We start from the raw sequence: 18,654 nt of genomic DNA, 5'->3' as shown, positions 1-18,654 counted from the left end.
GCGTCGTTTACATGTGGTCCGCCAGATTCGACGGAGGACGCAGCTGCAACGGGAGATCGCCATGTCCTTTCGCCGATTCGCGCCGATGGTGCTGGCTCTCGTGGTCGCGTTTGGCCAGGCCCAGGCGTCGTGCAGCGGCTCCGGCGGCGAACTTGAGCGTGAGCCCGTCGGGCCGATGTTCTACGGCATCGAGGTGAGCGACGCGGTGGTCGCCCAGCTTGCCGAGTCCGCGCCGGTCGCGGCCTCGACGCTGCTGGCTTTCCGCGCTCAACCGAAGATGGATCCCGTGGACATGCGCCAGAACGTCAGCTACTTCTCCGCGAAACCGAATGCGCGCTCCGTGCGGGCGCTGCTCGGCGGCGACGAGGACGGCATGCGGCTCGCCGACCCGCTCGTCGATGGCGAGCGGCTGCGTGCGATCTTCCGCACGATCGACGATGCAAGCGCGCAAGACGGGCGGATGACGCTTTCCATTGAAGCCATCGGCGACAACACGGCGGAGCGGACCACGCTTGTCGAGCTCGAGAAGGTGGAAGGTGCCGAGGTTTCCGTAGACATCGCGGATCGGCCGGCGCCCGTCTATCGGGTGGCCGGCATCAGCTTCGTGGATTGAGCTGCGGACGCGGGTGAGCTGTCCCACGGCTTCGCCGTCGCCGTAGGATGGGTGGAGCGCAGCGAAACCCGTCACCGGTCGAACGCTGCGAACCCGTCACCGGTGCGCCCCGGGAACGATGGGTTTCGCCGTCGGTTCCACCCATCCTGCGGTCGCATCGCCCTACTTCAGGGTGTGCTCGAACAGCTCGTGGATACGCCGGTACTCGTCATACCAAGCGTCCGGGTGGACGAAGCCGTGGCGCTCCATCGGGTACGGTGCGATTTCCCACTTGTCCTTGCGCAGTTCGATCAGCCGCTGCGTCATCATCACCGAGTCCTTGAAGAACACGTTGTCGTCGATCATGCCGTGCGCGATCAGCAGGCTGTCCTGCAGGCCGTCGGCGTACCCGATCGGCGACGAGCGCTTGTAGGCCTCGGGGTCGATGTCGGGCGTGTTGAGGATGTTGGATGTGTACTCGTGGTTGTACTGCGACCAGTCGCTGACCGGGCGCAGCGCGGCGCCGGCCTTGAACACGCCGGGCTGCTTGAACAGCGCCATGAACGCCATGAAGCCGCCGTAGCTGCCGCCGTAGATGCCGGCGCGGTCGCGGTCGCCCTGCCTGTTGGCGACGATCCAGTCGAGGCCGTCGAGGTAGTCCTCCAGTTCCGGCGTGCCCATGTTGCGGTAGATCGCGGTGCGCCAGCCGCGGCCGTAGCCTTCGCTGGCGCGGTAGTCGAGGTCGAGCACGAGATAGCCCTGCTGCACCAGCAGGTTGTGGAACATCTGCTCGCGGAAGTAGTTCGGGTAGCGCGCACTGACGTTCTGCAGGTAGCCGGCGCCGTGCACGAACATCACGACCGGGTACTCGCGGCCGGGCTCGAGCTGCTTCGGCCCGTAGTACTTGCCCCAGATGGTGCCGGCGCCGTGCTTCGACGGCACCTGCACGTACTCGGGCTCGATCCAGTCGATCGCCTTGAACCCGGGCTTGCGGGTGTCGGTGAGTTCGCGCAGGCCGCTGCCGTCGGCGTTGGCAACGGCGAGCTGGATCGGCACGTAGCTGGTCGAATGCGCGACCAGCAGGCGGTCGCCGCGCGGCGAGAGCTGGAAACCTTCGACGCCGTCGAGCGCAGTGACCTCGCGTACCTCGCCGCCCGTTGCCGGCACCGCGCAGACCTCGTAGTCGCCCGGCCAGTTGCGGTTGCAGGTGAAGTAGAACGTGCGCCCGTCCGGCGACAGCGCCGGCTGCGAGACTTCCCACTTGCCCGACGTCAGCGCGCTCGCCTTGCCGCCGTCGCCGGCCAGGTACAGGTGCGAGTAGCCGCTCTGCTCCGACAGCAGCCACAGCGTGCGGTTGTCGGGCATCCAGCCGAAGTCGTTGTAGTTCCAGTTGATCCAGGCGTCGTCATGCAGGCGGTGGCGCGACTGCAGCTCCGCGCTCGCCAGGTCGACGGTGGCGATCCAGCGGTCCTTGTTGTCGACCGCGCGCACCAGCAGCGCGACGTTGCGGCCATCGCTGCTCCAGTGGATCGCCGGCCCGCTGCCGTCGCCGTCGGTTTCGATGCGCACGTCGCGGTTGCCTTTCAGCGCGTCCTTGCCGGCGGCCTTGCGCAGCGCCGCGAGCGGATCGTCGGCGATGCCGGGCAGCGTGTCGTACTTCAGCTCGCGCACGCCGGCGTTGGCGACGTCGACCAGCCACACCTTCTGTGGCAGCGGCGCGTCGTGGCCGACGCGGGTGCGCACTTCCTCGAACTCCTCGTAGCCCGAGTCGGTGACGTACTTCGGCATCTTGCCGGCCTGGCCGCCGTCGGCGTCCTTGGCCTGCGTCACCGCGACGAGCCAGCGGCCGTCGGGCGAGAGCGCGCTGTCGACGATCTCGACGTCCTTGCCCAGGTAGGCCGGCGCCGGTGCGCGCGTGGGATCGGCGCGGCGCCACTGCTCGTCCTGCTCGCGCACCGCGTCGCGGCGCGCGCGGTCGTCGCGCAGCGTGCGCAGCATGTCGAACTGGCGGTCGCGCAGGTCGTCGGCCTTCGGCTTCTTGTCGGGACTGTCCTCGGCCTTGAGCAGCGAGGCCTGCGCGGCGCCGCCGGCAGCGGTCCAGCGGAACCAGTCGTTGCCGGCGCGCCACACCAGCGCGCCTTCGCTGCTCCACTGCGGGCGCGATTCGGCCGCGTCGGTGCGGGTGAGCTGCTGCAGCGCGCCGGTCGACAGGTCACGCACGAAGATGTCGCCGTTGCGCACGAACGCCATGCGCGCGCGCTGCGGATCGAGCACCTGTCGCGCGCCGTCGATGCCGGCCAGCGCGGCACCGTCCAGGCGCGTCGCCGCGCCCGCATCCACGGCCTGCGAAAAGGTGTCGCGGATGTTGCCGCCGTCGCGCTTGAGCGTGTAGTAGGCGTGCTTGCCGTCCCACGACCACCATGCGTTCTCGACGCCGGCGCCAATCCAGTCGGGATCGGCCATGACCTGCGCCAGCGTTAGCGGCTGCGGCGATTGCGCGTGGACGTTGCCGGCGAATGCGGCGGTGAACGGGAGCAGGGCAAGGCAGGGCAGTAGACGGCGCATCGTGGGCGGTTTCCGCGGGAAAAATCCCGCGAAGGGTAGCAGGCGGCGCCGGTTGTGCATGGGCCGCTGGTCATTGGTGCGCCGACAAAGTCGCATTTGCGGGGCTATTTTCCGGCCTCTATCCATCTGTTCGAGATGCGAACGGTTTGTGCGCGGACTTCGGAGGCAGCGGCGTCCCGACCGGCGCATGCTCCCCGGCTCGGTCAGGCATCGCTGCCTGACCGAGCCGCCGCAGGTCATCCATGGCCTGCTGTCCGCATACCCCGGTCGAGATGCCGCGCCGGCGATTCATTGGCGCGGCGCTTTCGCAGCCGAAGCGACGAAGGCGAGACCAAGGTGAGCCGTGTCCTGGCGGCCGGGCGTCGCGACAAGCGCGCCATGGATGGCGTGCGCCCGAACCAGGACAGGATGCCCTGACCGAGGGAATCGCGGCTTCCGGCCACCAGGACATGGCAACGGGCCCGAGCCTGCACGAGCTTCATCCTTCCGCTGACTGCGGAAGGACAGCCTGCGTTTTGCGAACTTCACGCACGCAGGCGCACAATGTTGCGCGGCGGCGAGCCCCCTGCGCCGCGGAGTCTTGCCACGTGGATCCCGACCTGCTGACACCGCTGTTCCTTTCGCGCGTCCAGTTCGGCTTCGTCATCTCGTTCCACATCCTGTTCCCCGCCTTCACCATCGGCCTGGCGCACTGGCTGGCCTTCCTCGAATGGCGCTGGCTGCGCACCCGCGAGTCGCTGTGGCGCGACCTGTACTTCTTCTGGCTGAAGATCTTTGCGGTGTCCTTCGGCATGGGCGTGGTGTCGGGCATCGTGATGAGCTTCCAGTTCGGCACCAACTGGGCGGTGCTCAGCGAGCGCGCCGGCAACATCCTCGGGCCGCTGCTGAGCTACGAGGTGCTGACCGCGTTCTTCCTCGAGGCCACTTTCCTGGGCGTGATGCTGTTCGGCTGGAAGCGCGTCTCGCACGGGGTGCATTTCCTCGCCACCTGCATGGTCGCGCTGGGCACGCTGCTCTCCACGTTCTGGATCATCTCGGCCAACAGCTGGATGCAGACGCCGCAGGGCTACGCGATCGTCGACGGCATGTTCGAACCGACCAGCTGGTGGGCGGTGATCTTCAATCCGTCGTTCCCGTACCGGCTCGCGCACATGGTGCTGGCGGCGTTCATCACCACCTGCTTCGTGATCGGTGGCGTGAGCGCGTGGTATCTGGTGCGCGGCGACCATTTCGCGGCCGGCAGGCGCGGCCTGAAGCTGGCGGTGGCGTTCGCGGCGATCGCGGTGCCGCTGCAGATTTTCGTCGGCGACCTGCACGGCCTGAACGTGGGCGAGCACCAGCCGGTGAAGCTGGCAGCGATGGAAGGGCACTGGCACGAGGGCGCGCCGGGCGAAGGCGTGCCGCTGGTGCTGTTCGCGCTGCCCGACCAGGCCGGCGAGCGCAACCGCTACGAGGTCGCGGTGCCGCGGCTGGGCAGCGTGATCCTGACCCACAGCTGGGACGGCACGATCCAGCCGCTGAGCGCGGTGCCCGCCGACGAACGCCCGCCGGTGGCGCCGGTGTTCTGGTCGTTCCGGGTGATGGTGGGCCTGGGCGTGCTGATGCTGCTGCTGGTGCTCGCCTCGCTGTGGGCGTGGTGGCGTGGCTGGATGTTCGACCAATCCGGGCGCGCGCGCTGGCTGTGGCAGGGTTGGCGGCTGCTCAGTCCGGCCGGCTTCGTGGCCCTGCTGGCCGGCTGGTACGTGGTCGAGATCGGCCGCCAGCCGTACGTGGTCTATGGCCTGCTGCGCACCAGCGAAGCGGTCAGCCCCAACATCACCGCCGCGGCGGTGATGTCCTCGCTGATCACCTACGCCTGTGCCTACGCGGTGATCTTCGGCGCAGGCATCTGGTACCTGCTGAAGATGATCCGCCGCGGCCCGCATCCGGACGAGACGCCGCCGGAGCACGACGGCGGCGAGAAGACCCCGGCGCGGCCGCTGTCGGTGGGCGACGACCAGGCCGACGGCGCGGCGCCTGCGTCGCAGGGAGGTGCGCCATGACGCTCGAGTTCGTGCTGCCGGTCATCTGGTTCGGCGTGATCGGCTTCGGCGTGCTGATGTACGTGCTGCTCGACGGCTTCGTGCTCGGACTGGGGATCTTGGCCCCGTTCGCCGAGGACGAGGCCCAGCTCGACCACATGATGAACACGGCGGCGCCGATCTGGGACGGCAACGAGACCTGGCTGGTGCTCGGCGGTGCCGGCCTGCTGGCCGCCTTCCCCAAGGCCTACGCGCTGGTGCTGTCGGCGCTGTACCTGCCGGTGCTGCTGATGCTGATCGCGCTGATCTTCCGCGGCGTGGCGTTCGAGTTCCGCTTCAAGGCCACGCGCGCGAAGCGGTTCTGGGGCGCGGCGTTCGCGCTGGGCTCGATCCTGGCCGCGTTCGCGCAGGGCCTGATTCTCGGTGCGCTGGTCGAGGGCATGCCGTTGACCGAAGGCAAGTACCTGGGCGGCGCGTTCGCCTGGTTCAGCCCCTTCTCGATGCTGACCGGCGTGGCGGTGGTGTTCGGCTACGCGCTGCTGGGCTCGTGCTGGCTGATCCTGAAGACGGAAGGGCCGACGCAGCGCACCGCGCGCACGCTGACCCGGCCGCTGGTGCTGGTGGTGGTCGCGTTCATGGGCCTGGTCAGTGCGTGGCTGCCGTTCCTGGATTCGCACATCATGGCGCGCTGGTTCGAGAGCGGGAATTTCTGGTGGCTGGCGCCGGTGCCCCTGCTGGCGCTGGCCAACGCATTCGCGCTGTGGCGCGCGGCGATGCGCGAGGGCCGCGACGCATCGCCGTTCGTGCTGACGCTGTGCTTCTTCGTGCTCGGCTTCGCCGGGCTGGTGCTGGGCATCTGGCCCAACATCGTGCCGCCGTCGCTGTCGATCTGGGATGCCGCCTCGCCGCCGTCGTCGCAGGTGTTCCTGCTGGTCGGCATCGCGGTCCTGCTGCCGGCGATCCTGGGCTACACGTACTGGTCGTACTCGGTATTCCGCGGCAAGGTCGCGGCGGATTCGGGATATCACTGAATAGCCGGGATTCGGGATTGGGGATTCGGGATTGGGAAAATCCCGGGGCGCGGTGCCTTATGCTTCACGGGAATGCGGAAACCGTGCTTTCGCCGTTCCGGTGTTCAACAGCCGAACGGCTGGTCATCCCCAATCCGAATCCCGAATCCCGAATCCCCGCCCAACCCATGCACGCCTACGTCTACAAGAGCCTGCGCAAGGCCGACACCTATGTCTACCTGGCCGCACGCGATGATTTCGAACGCATCCCCGGGCAGCTGCGCGAGCAGCTGGGCCCGCTGGAGTTCGTGCTCGACGTGGCGCTGACGCCGCAGCGCAAGCTGGCGCGGGAGGACGCGGCGGCCGTGCGCGAAAGCTTGGTCGTGCGCGGGTTCCACCTGCAGCTGCCACCGAAGCTGGATCTCGACCCGATGACCCAGGACTGGGGCACCGATGCCTGAGTCCTGGCTGCAGCGGCGACGCTGGATGGTCGCGCTGGCGATCGGCATCGTGCTGGCGGCGGTCGGCGGCTTCGGCAGCGTGCTCGCGGCGCTGGCCGGCTGGCTGGCGCAGCCGGCGCTCGCGCTCGCGCTGCGTTGGCGCGGTGGCGCGCAGGCGCCCGGCCGGGCGGTGCTGCGAGGCGACGCACTGGCGCTGGCCGGCCTGTGGGGCGGCGCACTGGTGGTCGCGGCGCTGCTGGTCGCCTGGCCGCTGTCGGCGCTGCTCGAAAGCGGCGCGCTGGGCGCGGCGCTGGCGCTGAGCACGGTGGCCGGCATCTGCGTGATCGGGCTGTGGCGGACCTGGCCGCTGTGGCGGGCAGTCGAACGCGAGGGCGGCGCGCTGCCCGGGCACTGGCAGGCGCTGGGCGATGCCGACACCAGCGGCTGGCGCGGCGTGGCCGCGGCCGCGTGCGTGGCCGCGCTGCTGGCGATGGTGCTGCTGCAGGCGTGGCCGGGGCTGCTGTCGCCGGCGATGCACTGGATGCTGGCCGCGCTGTCGGTGGCGTCGTGGCCGCTGCTGCACGCGGCCCTGCAGCGGATGCCGGCGCCCGAGCAACTGCCGGCGTCGATGCCGATCGTGGAGATGGCCGGCACGGATCCGGCGCAGCCGCTCGAATTCGAAGGCGACCTGCAGGCGATGCTCTACGACGCCGCGCGTCGCGGCCGCGTCGACCGCGCGCTGGAACTGCTCGACGCCGGCGCCGATCCACGCGCGCTGCCGGCGCCCGACGAGCGCGACCAGCGTGCCCTGCCGGTGCTGGCCGCGGTGCTGCCGGACCTGCGCCTGCTGCGCGCGCTGATCGCCAGCGGCGTGGACGTCAATGCCGCGCACCACGGCATGACCCCGCTGCTGGCCGCCACCCGCGACAGCTGGCACGGCCGCCCGGAAGCGGTGATGACGCTGCTGGCCAACGGTGCCGATCCGCGCGCCGCCGATGCCGAAGGCAATACCCCGCTGCACCACGCCGCGCGCAGCTCCGACCCGGGCGTGGCCGCGCTGCTGCGCGATGCGGCGGCGGAGATGACCGCGCTCAACCACGATGGCCTGACTCCGCTGGGCGTCGCCTGCGCCGCCGGCAACTGGCGGCTGGCGCGCTTCCTGCTCGAACGCGGCGCCTATCCCGAACCCGCCGACGCCACGCCCGCGCTGCTGGCCGCGGCCGGCGGCGACGAAGACGATCCGGCCGGCGTCGCCCTGCTGCTCAAGCACAAGGCCAGGGCCGACGCGCGCGATCGCGACGGCCGCAGTGCGCTGCACCAGGCCGCGTTCGCGGGCCACGCCGAAATCGTGGTCGCGCTGGCCGATGCCGGCGCGGACGTGAACGCCCGCGACGCCGCCGGCCGCACGCCGCTGCTGGAGGCTGCACGCGGCGGCCACCTGGCCACGCTTGAAGCGCTGGTCGGCGCGCGCGCCGACGCCGGCGCCGTCGACGGCGAAGGCCGCGATGCGCTGCTGCTGGCCAGCCGCGCCGAACTGGTCTCGTCGGCGCTGGTGCGGCGGCTGCTCGAACTCGGCGCCGATCCCGGTCGCGGCGACGCCGACGGCAAGCGCGCGATCGACCACGCCGCCGCCGCCGGGCGCTGGTCGCTGGTCGCGGTGCTCGATCCGGATTACCCGCTGCCGTCGACGGTCGCCGCGGACGCCGGCGACACCCCGCCGCCGGACCGCGCGCCGCTGGCGCTGCTGCGCGACGCGCTGCGCGAAGACCGCTTCGACGGCCATGAGCGGCTGCTGTCGCTGCTCTCGCCGCGGGAACTGGGCAGCCTGCTGCTCGACGACGAAGCGCCGCTCTCGCCGGCGCGGATCGAGTGGCTGCTGGACCACGGCGCCGACCCGGAAGTGCGCGCGGGCGAAGGCGACACGCCGGTCTTCACCCTGCTCGCGCGCGGCCACGAAGCGTTGCCCGCGCTGCAGCTGCTGCTGCGCCGCGGCGCGTCCCCGGCCGGCGCGGGCGGGCTGGCGCGCTTCCTGGATGCCTGCGCCGGCGGCGACCAGGCCGGGCGCGCGCTGGAGCAGTGCGCGCTGGACCTGCTCGAAGCCGGCGCCGATCCGTTCGCATCGTCGCCGGCCGGCGATCCGCCGCTGGCCCTGGCGGTGCGGCTGGGCTGGATGCGACTGCTGGAACGGCTGGTCGACTGCGGCGTCGACCTGAACGCGCGCGACGCCCACGGCATGACCGCGCTGCACCTGTGCGCGGCGCTGTCGCGCGAGGCGGCGCTGAAGCTGCTGGTCAGCCGCGGCGCCTCGCCGGCGGTGCGCGCCGCCGACGGCCAGACGCCGCTGGGCGTGGCGCTGTCCGGCGGCCGTCGCGACCTCGCCGACTGGTTCGACTGGCGCGGCTGGCCGTTGCCCGGGCGCGCGCTGCGCGACACCGACCTGCCGGCGGCCGCGATCGTCGGCGACACCGACGCGGTGCGTCGCCTGCTCGGCCTTGGCCTGCCGGTGGATGCGGTCGACGTGCAGGGCTGCACCGCGCTGCTGCGCGCGGCCGGCGGCGGCCATCGCGACACGGTCGAATGGCTGCTCGAACACGGCGCCGACCCGCAGTGCGCCGCGCACACCGGCGCCACGCCGCTGTCGGCGGCGGTGAGCATGCATCAGGGCGAGATCGTCGAGCGACTGCTCGCCGCTGGCGCCACGCTCGAACAGCGGCTGCCCGGCGACGTCACCGTGCTGATGCTGGCCGCCGCGCTCGGCCTGCCCGATTTGTGCGCGCGCCTGCTCACCGCCGGTGCCAACGTGCAGGCTGCCGACGCGCAGGGCCTGACGCCGCTGCATTGCGCCGCGCTCTACGGCTTCACCAGCCGCGACCGCGCGCGCCTGCTGGCCCTGTTCGACACCCTGCTGCTGGCCGGCGCCGACGCCGACACCCAGGCGGCCAGCGGCGTGACCCCGCTGCTGCTGCTGCTCGGTGCGCGCGCCGAGCCGGGCACCGCCTGCGACGAGGACGTGGTGATGGCCGGGCTCGACCACCTGCTCGACGAAGACGTCGGCCTCGACGCCCAGGACCCGCGCGGCTTCGGTCCGCTGCACCTGACCGCACTGCACGGCCAGCTGCGCATGACCCAGCGCCTGCTGCGCGCCGGCTGCGACCCGGACCTGCGCGACGCCCTCAACCGCACCCCGCGCGAGATCGCGGTGATGCGCGGCTTCGTCGACGTCGCCGCCGAATTCGCGCCGCTGCAGTCGGGCGTGTCGATGGCAAGGTTCCTGCGCGACCGCGGCTAGCACATGTCCTTGTAGGAGCGGCGGAAGCCGCGGGCCCCTGATCTTGCGGGTGCTCGCGGGGTAAGCTCGCGGCTGAAACCGCTCCTGCAGGTACGACATGCCGTCGGCGTGTCAGCCGACCGGCTTCGGCGGCTCCGGCAGCGGCACCTGCGCCGGGTCGTCCGAGCCGCTGGAATCGGCCGCGAACAGCTGCATCAACTCCGCGCGCGATTCGCGCGAGGTCTGTCGCAGTGCCACGTCGTCGTCGTACACCAGGTGCTGCGCGGCCAGCAGCTTGTTGTCGTGCTCGCGGAAGCGCCTGGCGTGGTCGGCGGCCATGTCCGGGGACATCCCCAGCGCCACCAGCACCTCCTCGCCCATCGTCAGGCTGGAGCCGAACAACTCCCGGAACACCTTCGCGCCCATGTCCATCAGCCGCCAGGCGTGCTGGCGGTCGCGTGCGCGCACGAACACCTTGGCATCCGGGTACATGCGCCGTACCAGCCGCACCGCCCTGGTGTTGGTGTCGGGGTTGTCCATCGCCATCACGAACACCTTGATCCGCTCGCCGCCGGCGGCGCGCAACAGGTCGGGGCGGGTCGGATCTCCGTAGTACAGCTCGTTGCCGAGCCGGCGCAGGCCTTCGACGGTATCGAGGTTGCTCTCCAGCGCGACGAAGGGGATGCGCTGCGCCACCAGCAGGCGCGCGACGATCTGGCCGAAGCGGCCCATGCCCGCGACCAGCACCTTGGGACGATGGTCCTCGATGTCGTCGAAGTCGGGACCGGGCCCGGCGCCGGGGGCGACCGGGATCTGCCGCAGCAGCCGGCTGATGCCGATCAGCAGCAGCGGCGTCAGCGCCATCGAGATGCCGACCATCGCCACCAGCCGGTCGTGCACCACGGAGTCGATCAGGCGCACGCGCGTGGCTTCGTTGAACACCACGAAGGCGAACTCGCCGCCCAGCCACAGCACGCCGCCCAGCGCCAGCGCCTCGCGCGGCGGCAGCCGCCCGGGCCACATCCGCCCGACCGCGAACAGGATCGAGAACTTCACCAGCAGCAGCGCCAGCACCCCGCCGGCGATCAGCAGCGGCTCGGCGGCCACGCGGTCCAGGTCGATGCCCATGCCCACGGCGATGAAGAACAGGCCCAGCAGCAGGCCCTCGAACGGCTGGATCTGCGATTCGAGCTCGTGGCGGAATTCCGAATCGGCCAGCAGCACGCCGGCGATGAATGCGCCAAGGCCCGCGCTCAGGCCCGCCTCCTGCATGAACCACGCCGACCCCAGCACCGCGAACAGCGCGGTGGCGGTGAACACCTCCGGCATCTTGGTGCGCGCCACCACCCGGAACACGTAGCGCAGCAGGTAGCGACCGCCAATCACGACCAGCGCCACCGCGCCCACCGCCTGCATCGCGACCGTCCAGGTCAGGGTCTGCTCCTTGGCGCCCCCGAGCAGCGGGATCGCGGCCAGCAGCGGGATCGCGACCAGGTCCTGGAACAGCAGGATCGCGAACGCCATGCGGCCGTAGTCGGTGTTGAGTTCCTTGCGCTCGCCCAGCAGCTGCAGGCCGACCGCGGTGGAGGACAGCGCCAGGCCCAGGCCGACCACGATCGCGCTCTTCCAGTGCAGGTGCGCGGCGTACGCGATCGCGCCCAGCGCCAGCGCGCTGAGCAGCACCTGCAGCCCGCCGGACACGAACACCGGCCGGCGCATCACCCGCAGCCGCGCCGGCGACAGTTCCAGCCCGATCACGAACAGCAGCATCACCACGCCGATCTCGGCGGCGTTGAGGATCCGGTCGGTGTCGCGGACCAGCCCGAACCCGTCCGGCCCCAGCACCACGCCCGCCGCCAGGTACGCCAGCACCGCGCCGAGGCCGAGCTTCTTGAACACCGGCACCGCGATCACCGCGGCCAGCAGGAACACCAGCGCCAGTTCGAGACCACTTCCGTGCATGCGCACCTCCCCGCCGATTATGCCCGCTCACGTTGTCGCGACGCGTGAGATGGCGCCATGTCGATTTACCCGGTTGGTGAAGAGACATGGATCTCAAGAGCGGCTATCCGTGGTGGGCGATCCGCAACGGGCTGCTGCGCGCGTTCCCGCCGCTGCAGCGTGACCTGCGCTGCGACGTCGCGATCCTTGGCGGCGGCATCACCGGCGCGCTGGTCGCCGACGAGTTCGCGCGCCACGGCCACGATGTGGCAGTGCTCGAACAGCGCGACATCGCCTGGGGCAGCACCGCGGCGAGCACGGCGCTGCTGCAATACGAGATCGACACGCCGATGGTCGAGCTGGCGAAACGTCATGGCGAGGCGGCGGCCGTGCTGGCCTATCGTGCGTGCGCCGAGGCGATCCCGATGCTCGGGCAATTGGCAGGCCAGCTGCGCGGCACGGGATTCGCACGGATGGGCAGCCTGTACTTCGCCAGTCGACGCCGCGATGTCGGTGACCTGCAGGAGGAGTTCGCGCTGCGCCTGCGCCACGGGCTGGACGTCGAATGGCTGCCGGCCGACGCGGTGCAGGCGCGCTACGGCTTCGAAGCGCCTGCGGCCATCCTCAGCCGCCTGGCGGCCACCGTCGATCCCTACCGGATGGCCCATGGCCTGTTCGCGCGATTGGTGAAGCAGGGCGCGGGCGTGTTCGACCGCACCCGCGTCGAAGCCATCGAAGCCGCGCCGCGCGGCGTGCGGCTGCGGACCACCGAAGGCCATGTCCTGCGCGCGAAGCACCTGGTGCTCGCTGCCGGCTATGCCAACCAGCAATGGCTGCGCAAGCCGGTGGCGCGCAACCGCAGCAGCTACGCGTTCGTCACCGATCCGATCGACGCGGGCGTGCTCGGGCCGCTGCGCGAGACGATGCTCTGGGAAACCGCGCGTCCCTATCTCTACATGCGCGCCACCGATGACGGCCGTCTGCTGGTCGGCGGCGAGGACGACGCGATCGACATCCCGGCGCGCCGTGATGCGCGGGTGGACCGCAAGGCCCACGCGCTGATGAAGAAAGTGCAGAAGATGTTTCCGGAGCTGCCGCTGCAGCCGACGTTCGCCTGGGCCGGCACCTTCGCCGAAACCGCGGACGGCCTGCCGTTCTTTGGCCCGCACCCGCAGCACGGCCCGCGGGTGCAGTTCGCGATGGCCTACGGTGGTAACGGCATCACCTACAGCATGCTCGGTGCGGGGCTGCTGCGGGCGCTGGTCGAGCGCCGCCGGCATCCGCTGGCGGAACTGTTCTCGTTCGACCGGATCGCGTGACGCCCGCGGCGATTGCCCCACGCGCTTTGCTAGAGTGCGGGCCGGCGGCGTCGCGCCCGCGAGATGGCGCGGGATGCCGCCGCGAATGACCAGGAACATTGTGCCGGGCAAGCCGGCAGGGAGAGGGGACCGATGAACCGACATTGTTTCCGCGCTTCGACCCGCGCAGCGTTGGCCGGCCTCGGCCTGGCGCTGCTGGTGGCCGGGCTCGCCGTCGCCGCCACGCCCAAGCAGGTGCGCCAGCAGACCGAGGCCAGCATGCTGCTGACCGGCTCGATCGAGATCGAGGCCGACGGCACGGTCAGTGGCTACGGCATCGACCACAAGGACAAGGTCCCGGACTACGTGCTGGCGAACATCGACAAATGGGTGCCGACGTGGCGCTTCAGCCCGGTGCTGGTGGACGGCAAGGCGACGCCTGCGCGGGCGAAGATGAGCCTGCGCATGGCGGCCGAGCCCACCGGCGACGACAAGTTCGCGATCTACATCGCCGGCGCGAACTTCGGCGATGACAGCGAGTCGGGATCGACCGATTCGGTCGCCAGCCGGAAACTGAAGCCGCCGGTGTTTCCGCGCGACGTCATCAACATGGGCGGCAAGGGCACGGTCTACCTGGTGCTGAAAGTCGGCCGGCAGGGGACGGTCGAGGACGTGGCCGTCGAACAGGTCAACCTCACCGTCTATTCAAGCGAGCAGGAAATGAAGCGCATCCGTCGCCGCCTGGCCGCGGCCTCGGTCCAGCGGGCCTGGGAATGGACGTTCAGCGCCCCGAGTACGGGCGTGCTGGCCGGCGAGGAGTTCTGGTCGGTCCGGGTGCCGGTCGATTTCGCGTATGTCGGCGACAGGTCCGTCGCCTACGGCCAGTGGGAGGGTTATCTGCCGGGGCCGCACACGCGCGCCCCGTGGCTGGCCGATGAGGCCGCCGACAAGAACAGCGACGCACTCGTGAGCGGCGCCGTGCACATGGTCGGGACCGGCCCGAGGCTGCTGACGCCGCTGCAGGAGGGTTGAGCCGGCGCGAAAAAAAAGCCCCGCGATCGCGGGGCTCTTTCTGGCGGATCGTTGCGGCGGACGCGGCGTCAGCGTTTCATCGAAGCGAAGAATTCGTCGTTGGATTTCGTGCTCTTCATCTTGTCGAGCAGGAACTCCATCGCCGCGATCTCGTCCATCGGGTGCAGCAGCTTGCGCAGGATCCAGATCTTCTGCAGCAGCTCCGGCTCGATCAGCAAATCCTCGCGGCGGGTGCCGGACTGGTTGACGTTGATCGCCGGGTAGACGCGCTTCTCGGTGATCCGGCGGTCGAGGTGGATTTCCGAGTTGCCGGTGCCCTTGAACTCCTCGTAGATCACCTTGTCCATCGCACTGCCGGTGTCGACCAGCGCAGTGGCGATGATGGTCAGCGAGCCGCCTTCCTCGACGTTGCGCGCCGCGCCGAAGAAGCGCTTCGGGCGGTGCATCGCGTTGGCGTCGACGCCGCCGGTCAGTACCTTGCCGGAGCTGGGGACGACGTTGTTGTAGGCGCGGGCGAGGCGGGTGATCGAGTCGAGCAGGATGACCACGTCGCGCTTGTGCTCGACCAGGCGCTTGGCGCGCTCGATCACCATTTCGGCGACCTGCACGTGGCGCGCGGCCGGCTCGTCGAACGTGGACGAGATCACCTCGCCGCGCACGGTGCGCTGCATCTCGGTGACTTCCTCGGGCCGCTCGTCGATGAGCAGCACGATCATGTGCACGTCGGGATGGTTGGTGGTGATGGCGGTCGCGATCTGCTGCATCATGATCGTCTTGCCGGCCTTGGGCGGCGACACGATCAGCGCGCGCTGGCCCTTGCCCTGCGGCGCCATCAAATCAAGGATGCGGCCGGCGATGTCCTCGGACGAGCCGTCGCCGCGCTCGAGCTTGAAGCGCTTGCGCGGGAACAGCGGCGTCAGGTTCTCGAACAGTACCTTGTTCTTCGACGCTTCCAGCGGCTCGCCGTTGATGGTGTCGACCACGTTCAGCGCGAAGTAGCGCTCGCCGTCCTTGGGCCAGCGGATGCGGCCACTGAGATGGTCGCCGGTGCGCAGGTTGAAGCGACGGATCTGGCTGGGCGAGATGTAGGTGTCGTCCGGGCCGGCGAGGTAGCTGGCTTCGGCCGCGCGCAGGAAGCCGAAGCCGTCGGGCAGGATTTCCAGCACGCCGTCGGCCTGCACGCCTTCGCCGGTGCGGGTAAGCACCTTGAGCAGGGCGAAGATCACGTCCTGCTTGCGGGCGCGGGCGACGCCGTCGGAAATGTTGAGCTGTTCGGCGATGTCGAGCAGCTTCTGCGCCGGCATCCGCTTCAGGTCGCCGAGCGAGTACTGCGGGAAGCCCTCGGGGATGTTGGGCGGCGGCAGGCGCTGGCCCTGGTCGCCGTTGTCGTCGCGCGGCAGGCCGTCGTCGCGGTGGCGGCCACCGCCGCCGCCGCGCTCGCGGTCGCGGCGGTTGCGGAAGCGGTCGCGGCGGTTGTTGTTCTGGCCGCCGCCCTGGTTGTGCGGCTGGCCCTGCTGCTGGCGCGGCTCGCCGCCGTCGTGCGACTGGTGGCCGCCGGTTTCGGCGGATGCGGAAGGCGACGCAGCTGCGGCAGGCGTGGATGCCGGCGGCGGCGTGCGTTCGGCGGCGGGCGCAGGCGCGGGAGGCGGTGGCGGGCTGGAAGGCGGCGGAGTCGGCGCGGCAGGCGCAGCCGGTGCATCGGCGGCCTTGGCGGCCTTGGTGGCGCGCGGCTTGCGCACGCGCTTCTCGGCGACGTCGCCGGAATCGGGGGTGTTGTCGGACAAGTGCGAATTCCTCGCTAGCTGCGAGCGCCCACGGACTGCGGGCGGGATGGGTAAGAGGGAGTCTTCAGAAGGGTGCGGCGGGCCTGAAGCAGGCAAACAAACACGCCGGGTGGAGGGAAAGCTAGCACTGTGGAGCCGGTCACGGCAAGCGGGGCGTTCGTGCCGTGGCTTGCCGGTCAGCTTCGGCGGAGCGCCGGGGAGTCGGGAGCGGTGCCGGGGCATGGCGCCCGGTTCCGGGCCGCGAGCCTCGAGGCCTCCCCGCGGGGAGGCAGGGAAATCAGAGTGCCTTGTCGATCATCTGGGCCAGCTGCGCCTTGCCCACGGCGCCGATCTGGGTCGCCTGGACCTGGCCGTCCTTGAACAGCAGCAGCATCGGGATCGAGCGCACGTGGTACTTCATCGCCGTGCTGCGGTTGTGGTCGACGTTCACCTTCGCGATCTTGACCTTGCCGTCGTAGGTCTCGGCCAACTCGTCCAGCGCAGGGGCGATCATCTTGCAGGGGCCGCACCATTCGGCCCAGAAATCGACCAGCACGGGTTCGGACGACTGCAGGACGGTGCTGTCGAAATCGGCGTCGGTGGCATGGATGACCTTTTCGCTCACGGGAATCTCCTGATGGACCTGATATGCGGGCCTGAATGCCCGGCGGCGCCGTGATGGCGCCGGTTAGCTGATAAACTGGGGCGATTCGCGGTCGATTCAAGGACACGCCCATGGCCCGCACGGGGACCGTTCGGGGCCGCGACCGCACTCCCTTCCGGTGCCGGCAGTCTGCTCGGCCACCGCATCCCACGCAAGCGCGCATTGCCGCGCGGACCCTATCTGACGCATGAGCGACAAGCCCCTTACCGACATCACCTTCTCCTCGTTCGAGCTGCATCCGGCGCTGCAGGCCGGCCTCGAATCCGCAGGATTCACCCGCTGCACGCCGATCCAGGCGCTGACCCTGCCGATCACCCTGGCCGGGCGCGACGTCGCCGGCCAGGCGCAGACCGGCACCGGCAAGACGCTGGCGTTCCTGGTCACGGTGGTCAACCGGCTGCTGACCAGCCCGGCGCTGGCCGACCGCAAGCCCGAGGACCCGCGCGCGCTGATCCTGGCGCCGACCCGGGAGCTCGCGATCCAGATCCACAAGGACGCGGTGAAGCTCGGCTCCGAGCTGGGCCTGAAGTTCGCCCTGGTCTACGGCGGCGTCGACTACGACAAACAGCGCCAGATCCTGCAGGAAGGCGCCGACGTCATCATCGCAACGCCCGGTCGCCTGATCGACTACGTCAAGCAGCACAAGGTCGTGTCGCTGCACGCCTGCGAGGTGTGCGTTCTGGACGAGGCCGACCGCATGTTCGACCTGGGCTTCATCAAGGACATCCGCTTCCTGCTGCGGCGCATGCCCGCGCGCACCGCGCGCCAGACGATGCTGTTCTCGGCCACCCTCAGCCACCGCGTGCTGGAACTGGCCTACGAGCACATGAACGAACCGGAGAAGATCGTCGTCGAGTCCGAGACGATCACCGCCGCGCGCGTGCGACAGAAGCTCTACTACCCGTCCGACGAGGAGAAGCTGCCGCTGCTGCTCGGCCTGCTGTCGCGCAGCGAAGGCGCGCGGACGATGATCTTCGTCAACACCAAGGTCTTCGTCGAGCGCGTTGCGCGCGCGCTGGAGCGGGCCGGCTACCGCGTCGGCGTGCTCAGCGGTGACGTGCCGCAGAAGAAGCGCGAGTCGCTGCTGAAGAAGTTCCAGGCCGGGCAGCTCGAGATCCTGGTCGCCACCGACGTGGCCGCGCGCGGCCTGCACATCGACGGCGTGGCGTACGTCTACAACTATGACCTGCCGTTCGACGCCGAGGACTACGTGCACCGCATCGGCCGCACCGCGCGGCTGGGCGCCGAGGGCGACGCGATCAGCTTCGCCTGCGAGCGCTACGCGATGGGGCTGCCGGACATCGAGGCCTACATCGAGCAGAAGATCCCGTCCGAGCCGGTCACCGAAGACCTGCTGGTCGCGCTGCCGCGCAAGCCGCGCGAAGGCGTCGAGGCCCAGGCCGCCGAGGGCGAGAGCGTCGGCGAGATCTTCCGCGAGGCGCGCGAGCAGCGCGCGGCCGAGGACGCGCGCCGCGGGATCAAGCCGCGCGGCCGCAGCAGTGGCCGCAGCGGCGCCGGCGAAGGCCAGCGCGAACGCGGTCCGCGGCCGCCGCGCCGCGCCGAGGCCGGCCAGGGTGCCGCGAGCGAACCGGCAGCCGACGCGCCAGCGGTTGTGCGGAGCGGCAGCGCGCCGGCTGCGTCCAATAGCGCTGCCGATCCCGCGCAGGCGCCGCGCAAGCGTCGTCGCCGTCGCGGCGGCCGCCGTGTCGAGGGTGGCGAGGCGACCCAGCCTGCGAGCAACGGCAACCAGGCCTCCACGCCCGCAGCGCCGGCCGGCCCGCGCCAGGTCAAGGCCACGCCTGCGCGTACGCCGGGCAAACCCGCGCAGCCGTCGCCCGACGCAAGGGATGCGCAACCGTCGTCGCTGATCTCGCGCATTGGCCGCGGCCTGCGCAAGCTGGTCACGCGGACGCCGCACACGCAGCAGTGAAGCGCCGGGATCCGGGGATTCGAGAGCACGGGGCGCGCATGCCGGCGTTCCTTGCCGGATAGGGTGATAGTGCATGTTGGCCGGGTCATAATCGGCCGGGGAGTCACTGCACTTCCGAATCCCCGTTCCC

At 70.4% G+C, this 18,654-nt stretch carries 12 protein-coding genes; 8 read left to right on the top strand and 4 right to left on the bottom strand.

The window, feature by feature from the left end; translation table 11 throughout:
- Positions 1-61: 61 nt before the first annotated feature.
- Positions 62-613, top strand: coding sequence for a hypothetical protein (locus tag H570_RS0113180; protein ID WP_027081147.1), 552 nt, complete (start codon positions 62-64; stop codon positions 611-613).
- Between the two features lie 162 nt (positions 614-775).
- Here the strand turns inward: H570_RS0113180 and H570_RS0113175 are convergent, their stop codons facing one another.
- Entirely contained in the window at positions 776-3,130 is a 2,355-nt protein-coding gene (locus tag H570_RS0113175; protein WP_051176425.1) for a S9 family peptidase, read from the bottom strand.
- Positions 3,131-3,759: 629 nt separating this feature from the next.
- Here H570_RS0113175 and H570_RS0113165 point away from each other — a divergent pair.
- The 4 genes from H570_RS0113165 (at position 3,760) to H570_RS0113150 (ending at position 9,917) form a co-directional block, all read left to right on the top strand.
- The gene (locus H570_RS0113165; RefSeq protein ID WP_036136342.1) at positions 3,760-5,199 is read left to right on the top strand and encodes a cytochrome ubiquinol oxidase subunit I; all 1,440 of its coding nucleotides are present in this window, start codon (positions 3,760-3,762) and stop codon (positions 5,197-5,199) included.
- A complete protein-coding gene (cydB, locus tag H570_RS0113160) occupies positions 5,196-6,209 on the top strand; it encodes a cytochrome d ubiquinol oxidase subunit II (RefSeq protein WP_027081144.1) in 1,014 nt (337 codons plus the stop codon). The genes H570_RS0113165 and cydB overlap by 4 nt, the downstream gene beginning before the upstream one ends.
- 167 nt (positions 6,210-6,376) lie before the next feature.
- Positions 6,377-6,649, top strand: a complete 273-nt coding sequence (locus H570_RS0113155) for a YcgL domain-containing protein (RefSeq protein WP_027081143.1) — start codon at positions 6,377-6,379, stop codon at positions 6,647-6,649.
- Positions 6,642-9,917 carry an ankyrin repeat domain-containing protein gene (locus tag H570_RS0113150; protein WP_051176389.1) on the top strand — a complete coding sequence of 1,092 codons (3,276 nt, stop codon included), beginning with the start codon at positions 6,642-6,644 and terminating at the stop codon, positions 9,915-9,917. The genes H570_RS0113155 and H570_RS0113150 overlap by 8 nt, the downstream gene beginning before the upstream one ends.
- Positions 9,918-10,028: 111 nt before the next feature.
- Here the strand turns inward: H570_RS0113150 and H570_RS0113145 are convergent, their stop codons facing one another.
- A complete protein-coding gene (locus H570_RS0113145) occupies positions 10,029-11,858 on the bottom strand; it encodes a monovalent cation:proton antiporter-2 (CPA2) family protein (protein ID WP_027081141.1) in 1,830 nt (609 codons plus the stop codon).
- 86 nt (positions 11,859-11,944) lie between these two features.
- On the opposite strand from H570_RS0113145, the gene H570_RS0113140 reads away from it, so the two are divergent.
- A complete protein-coding gene (locus tag H570_RS0113140; RefSeq protein WP_027081140.1) occupies positions 11,945-13,156 on the top strand; it encodes an NAD(P)/FAD-dependent oxidoreductase in 1,212 nt (403 codons plus the stop codon).
- 132 nt (positions 13,157-13,288) lie between these two features.
- Positions 13,289-14,167 (top strand): energy transducer TonB, encoded by an 879-nt coding sequence (locus H570_RS0113135; protein ID WP_036136105.1) that lies wholly within the window; start codon positions 13,289-13,291, stop codon positions 14,165-14,167.
- A 68-nt stretch (positions 14,168-14,235) separates the two neighbouring features.
- Here the strand turns inward: H570_RS0113135 and rho are convergent, their stop codons facing one another.
- Entirely contained in the window at positions 14,236-15,951 is a 1,716-nt protein-coding gene (gene rho, locus H570_RS0113130; RefSeq protein WP_027081138.1) for a transcription termination factor Rho, read from the bottom strand.
- 277 nt (positions 15,952-16,228) lie between these two features.
- Positions 16,229-16,555, bottom strand: a complete 327-nt coding sequence (gene trxA, locus H570_RS0113125; protein WP_027081137.1) for a thioredoxin TrxA — start codon at positions 16,553-16,555, stop codon at positions 16,229-16,231.
- Between the two features lie 226 nt (positions 16,556-16,781).
- On the opposite strand from trxA, the gene rhlB reads away from it, so the two are divergent.
- A complete protein-coding gene (gene rhlB / locus H570_RS0113120; protein WP_027081136.1) occupies positions 16,782-18,524 on the top strand; it encodes an ATP-dependent RNA helicase RhlB in 1,743 nt (580 codons plus the stop codon).
- Positions 18,525-18,654 lie beyond the last annotated feature (130 nt).

It is taken from the genome of Luteimonas mephitis DSM 12574, from assembly GCF_000422305.1.
GTDB lineage: Bacteria > Pseudomonadota > Gammaproteobacteria > Xanthomonadales > Xanthomonadaceae > Luteimonas > Luteimonas mephitis.
Note: the sequence above shows the minus strand (reverse complement) of the source record. Positions and strands in the feature narration are given on the sequence as shown.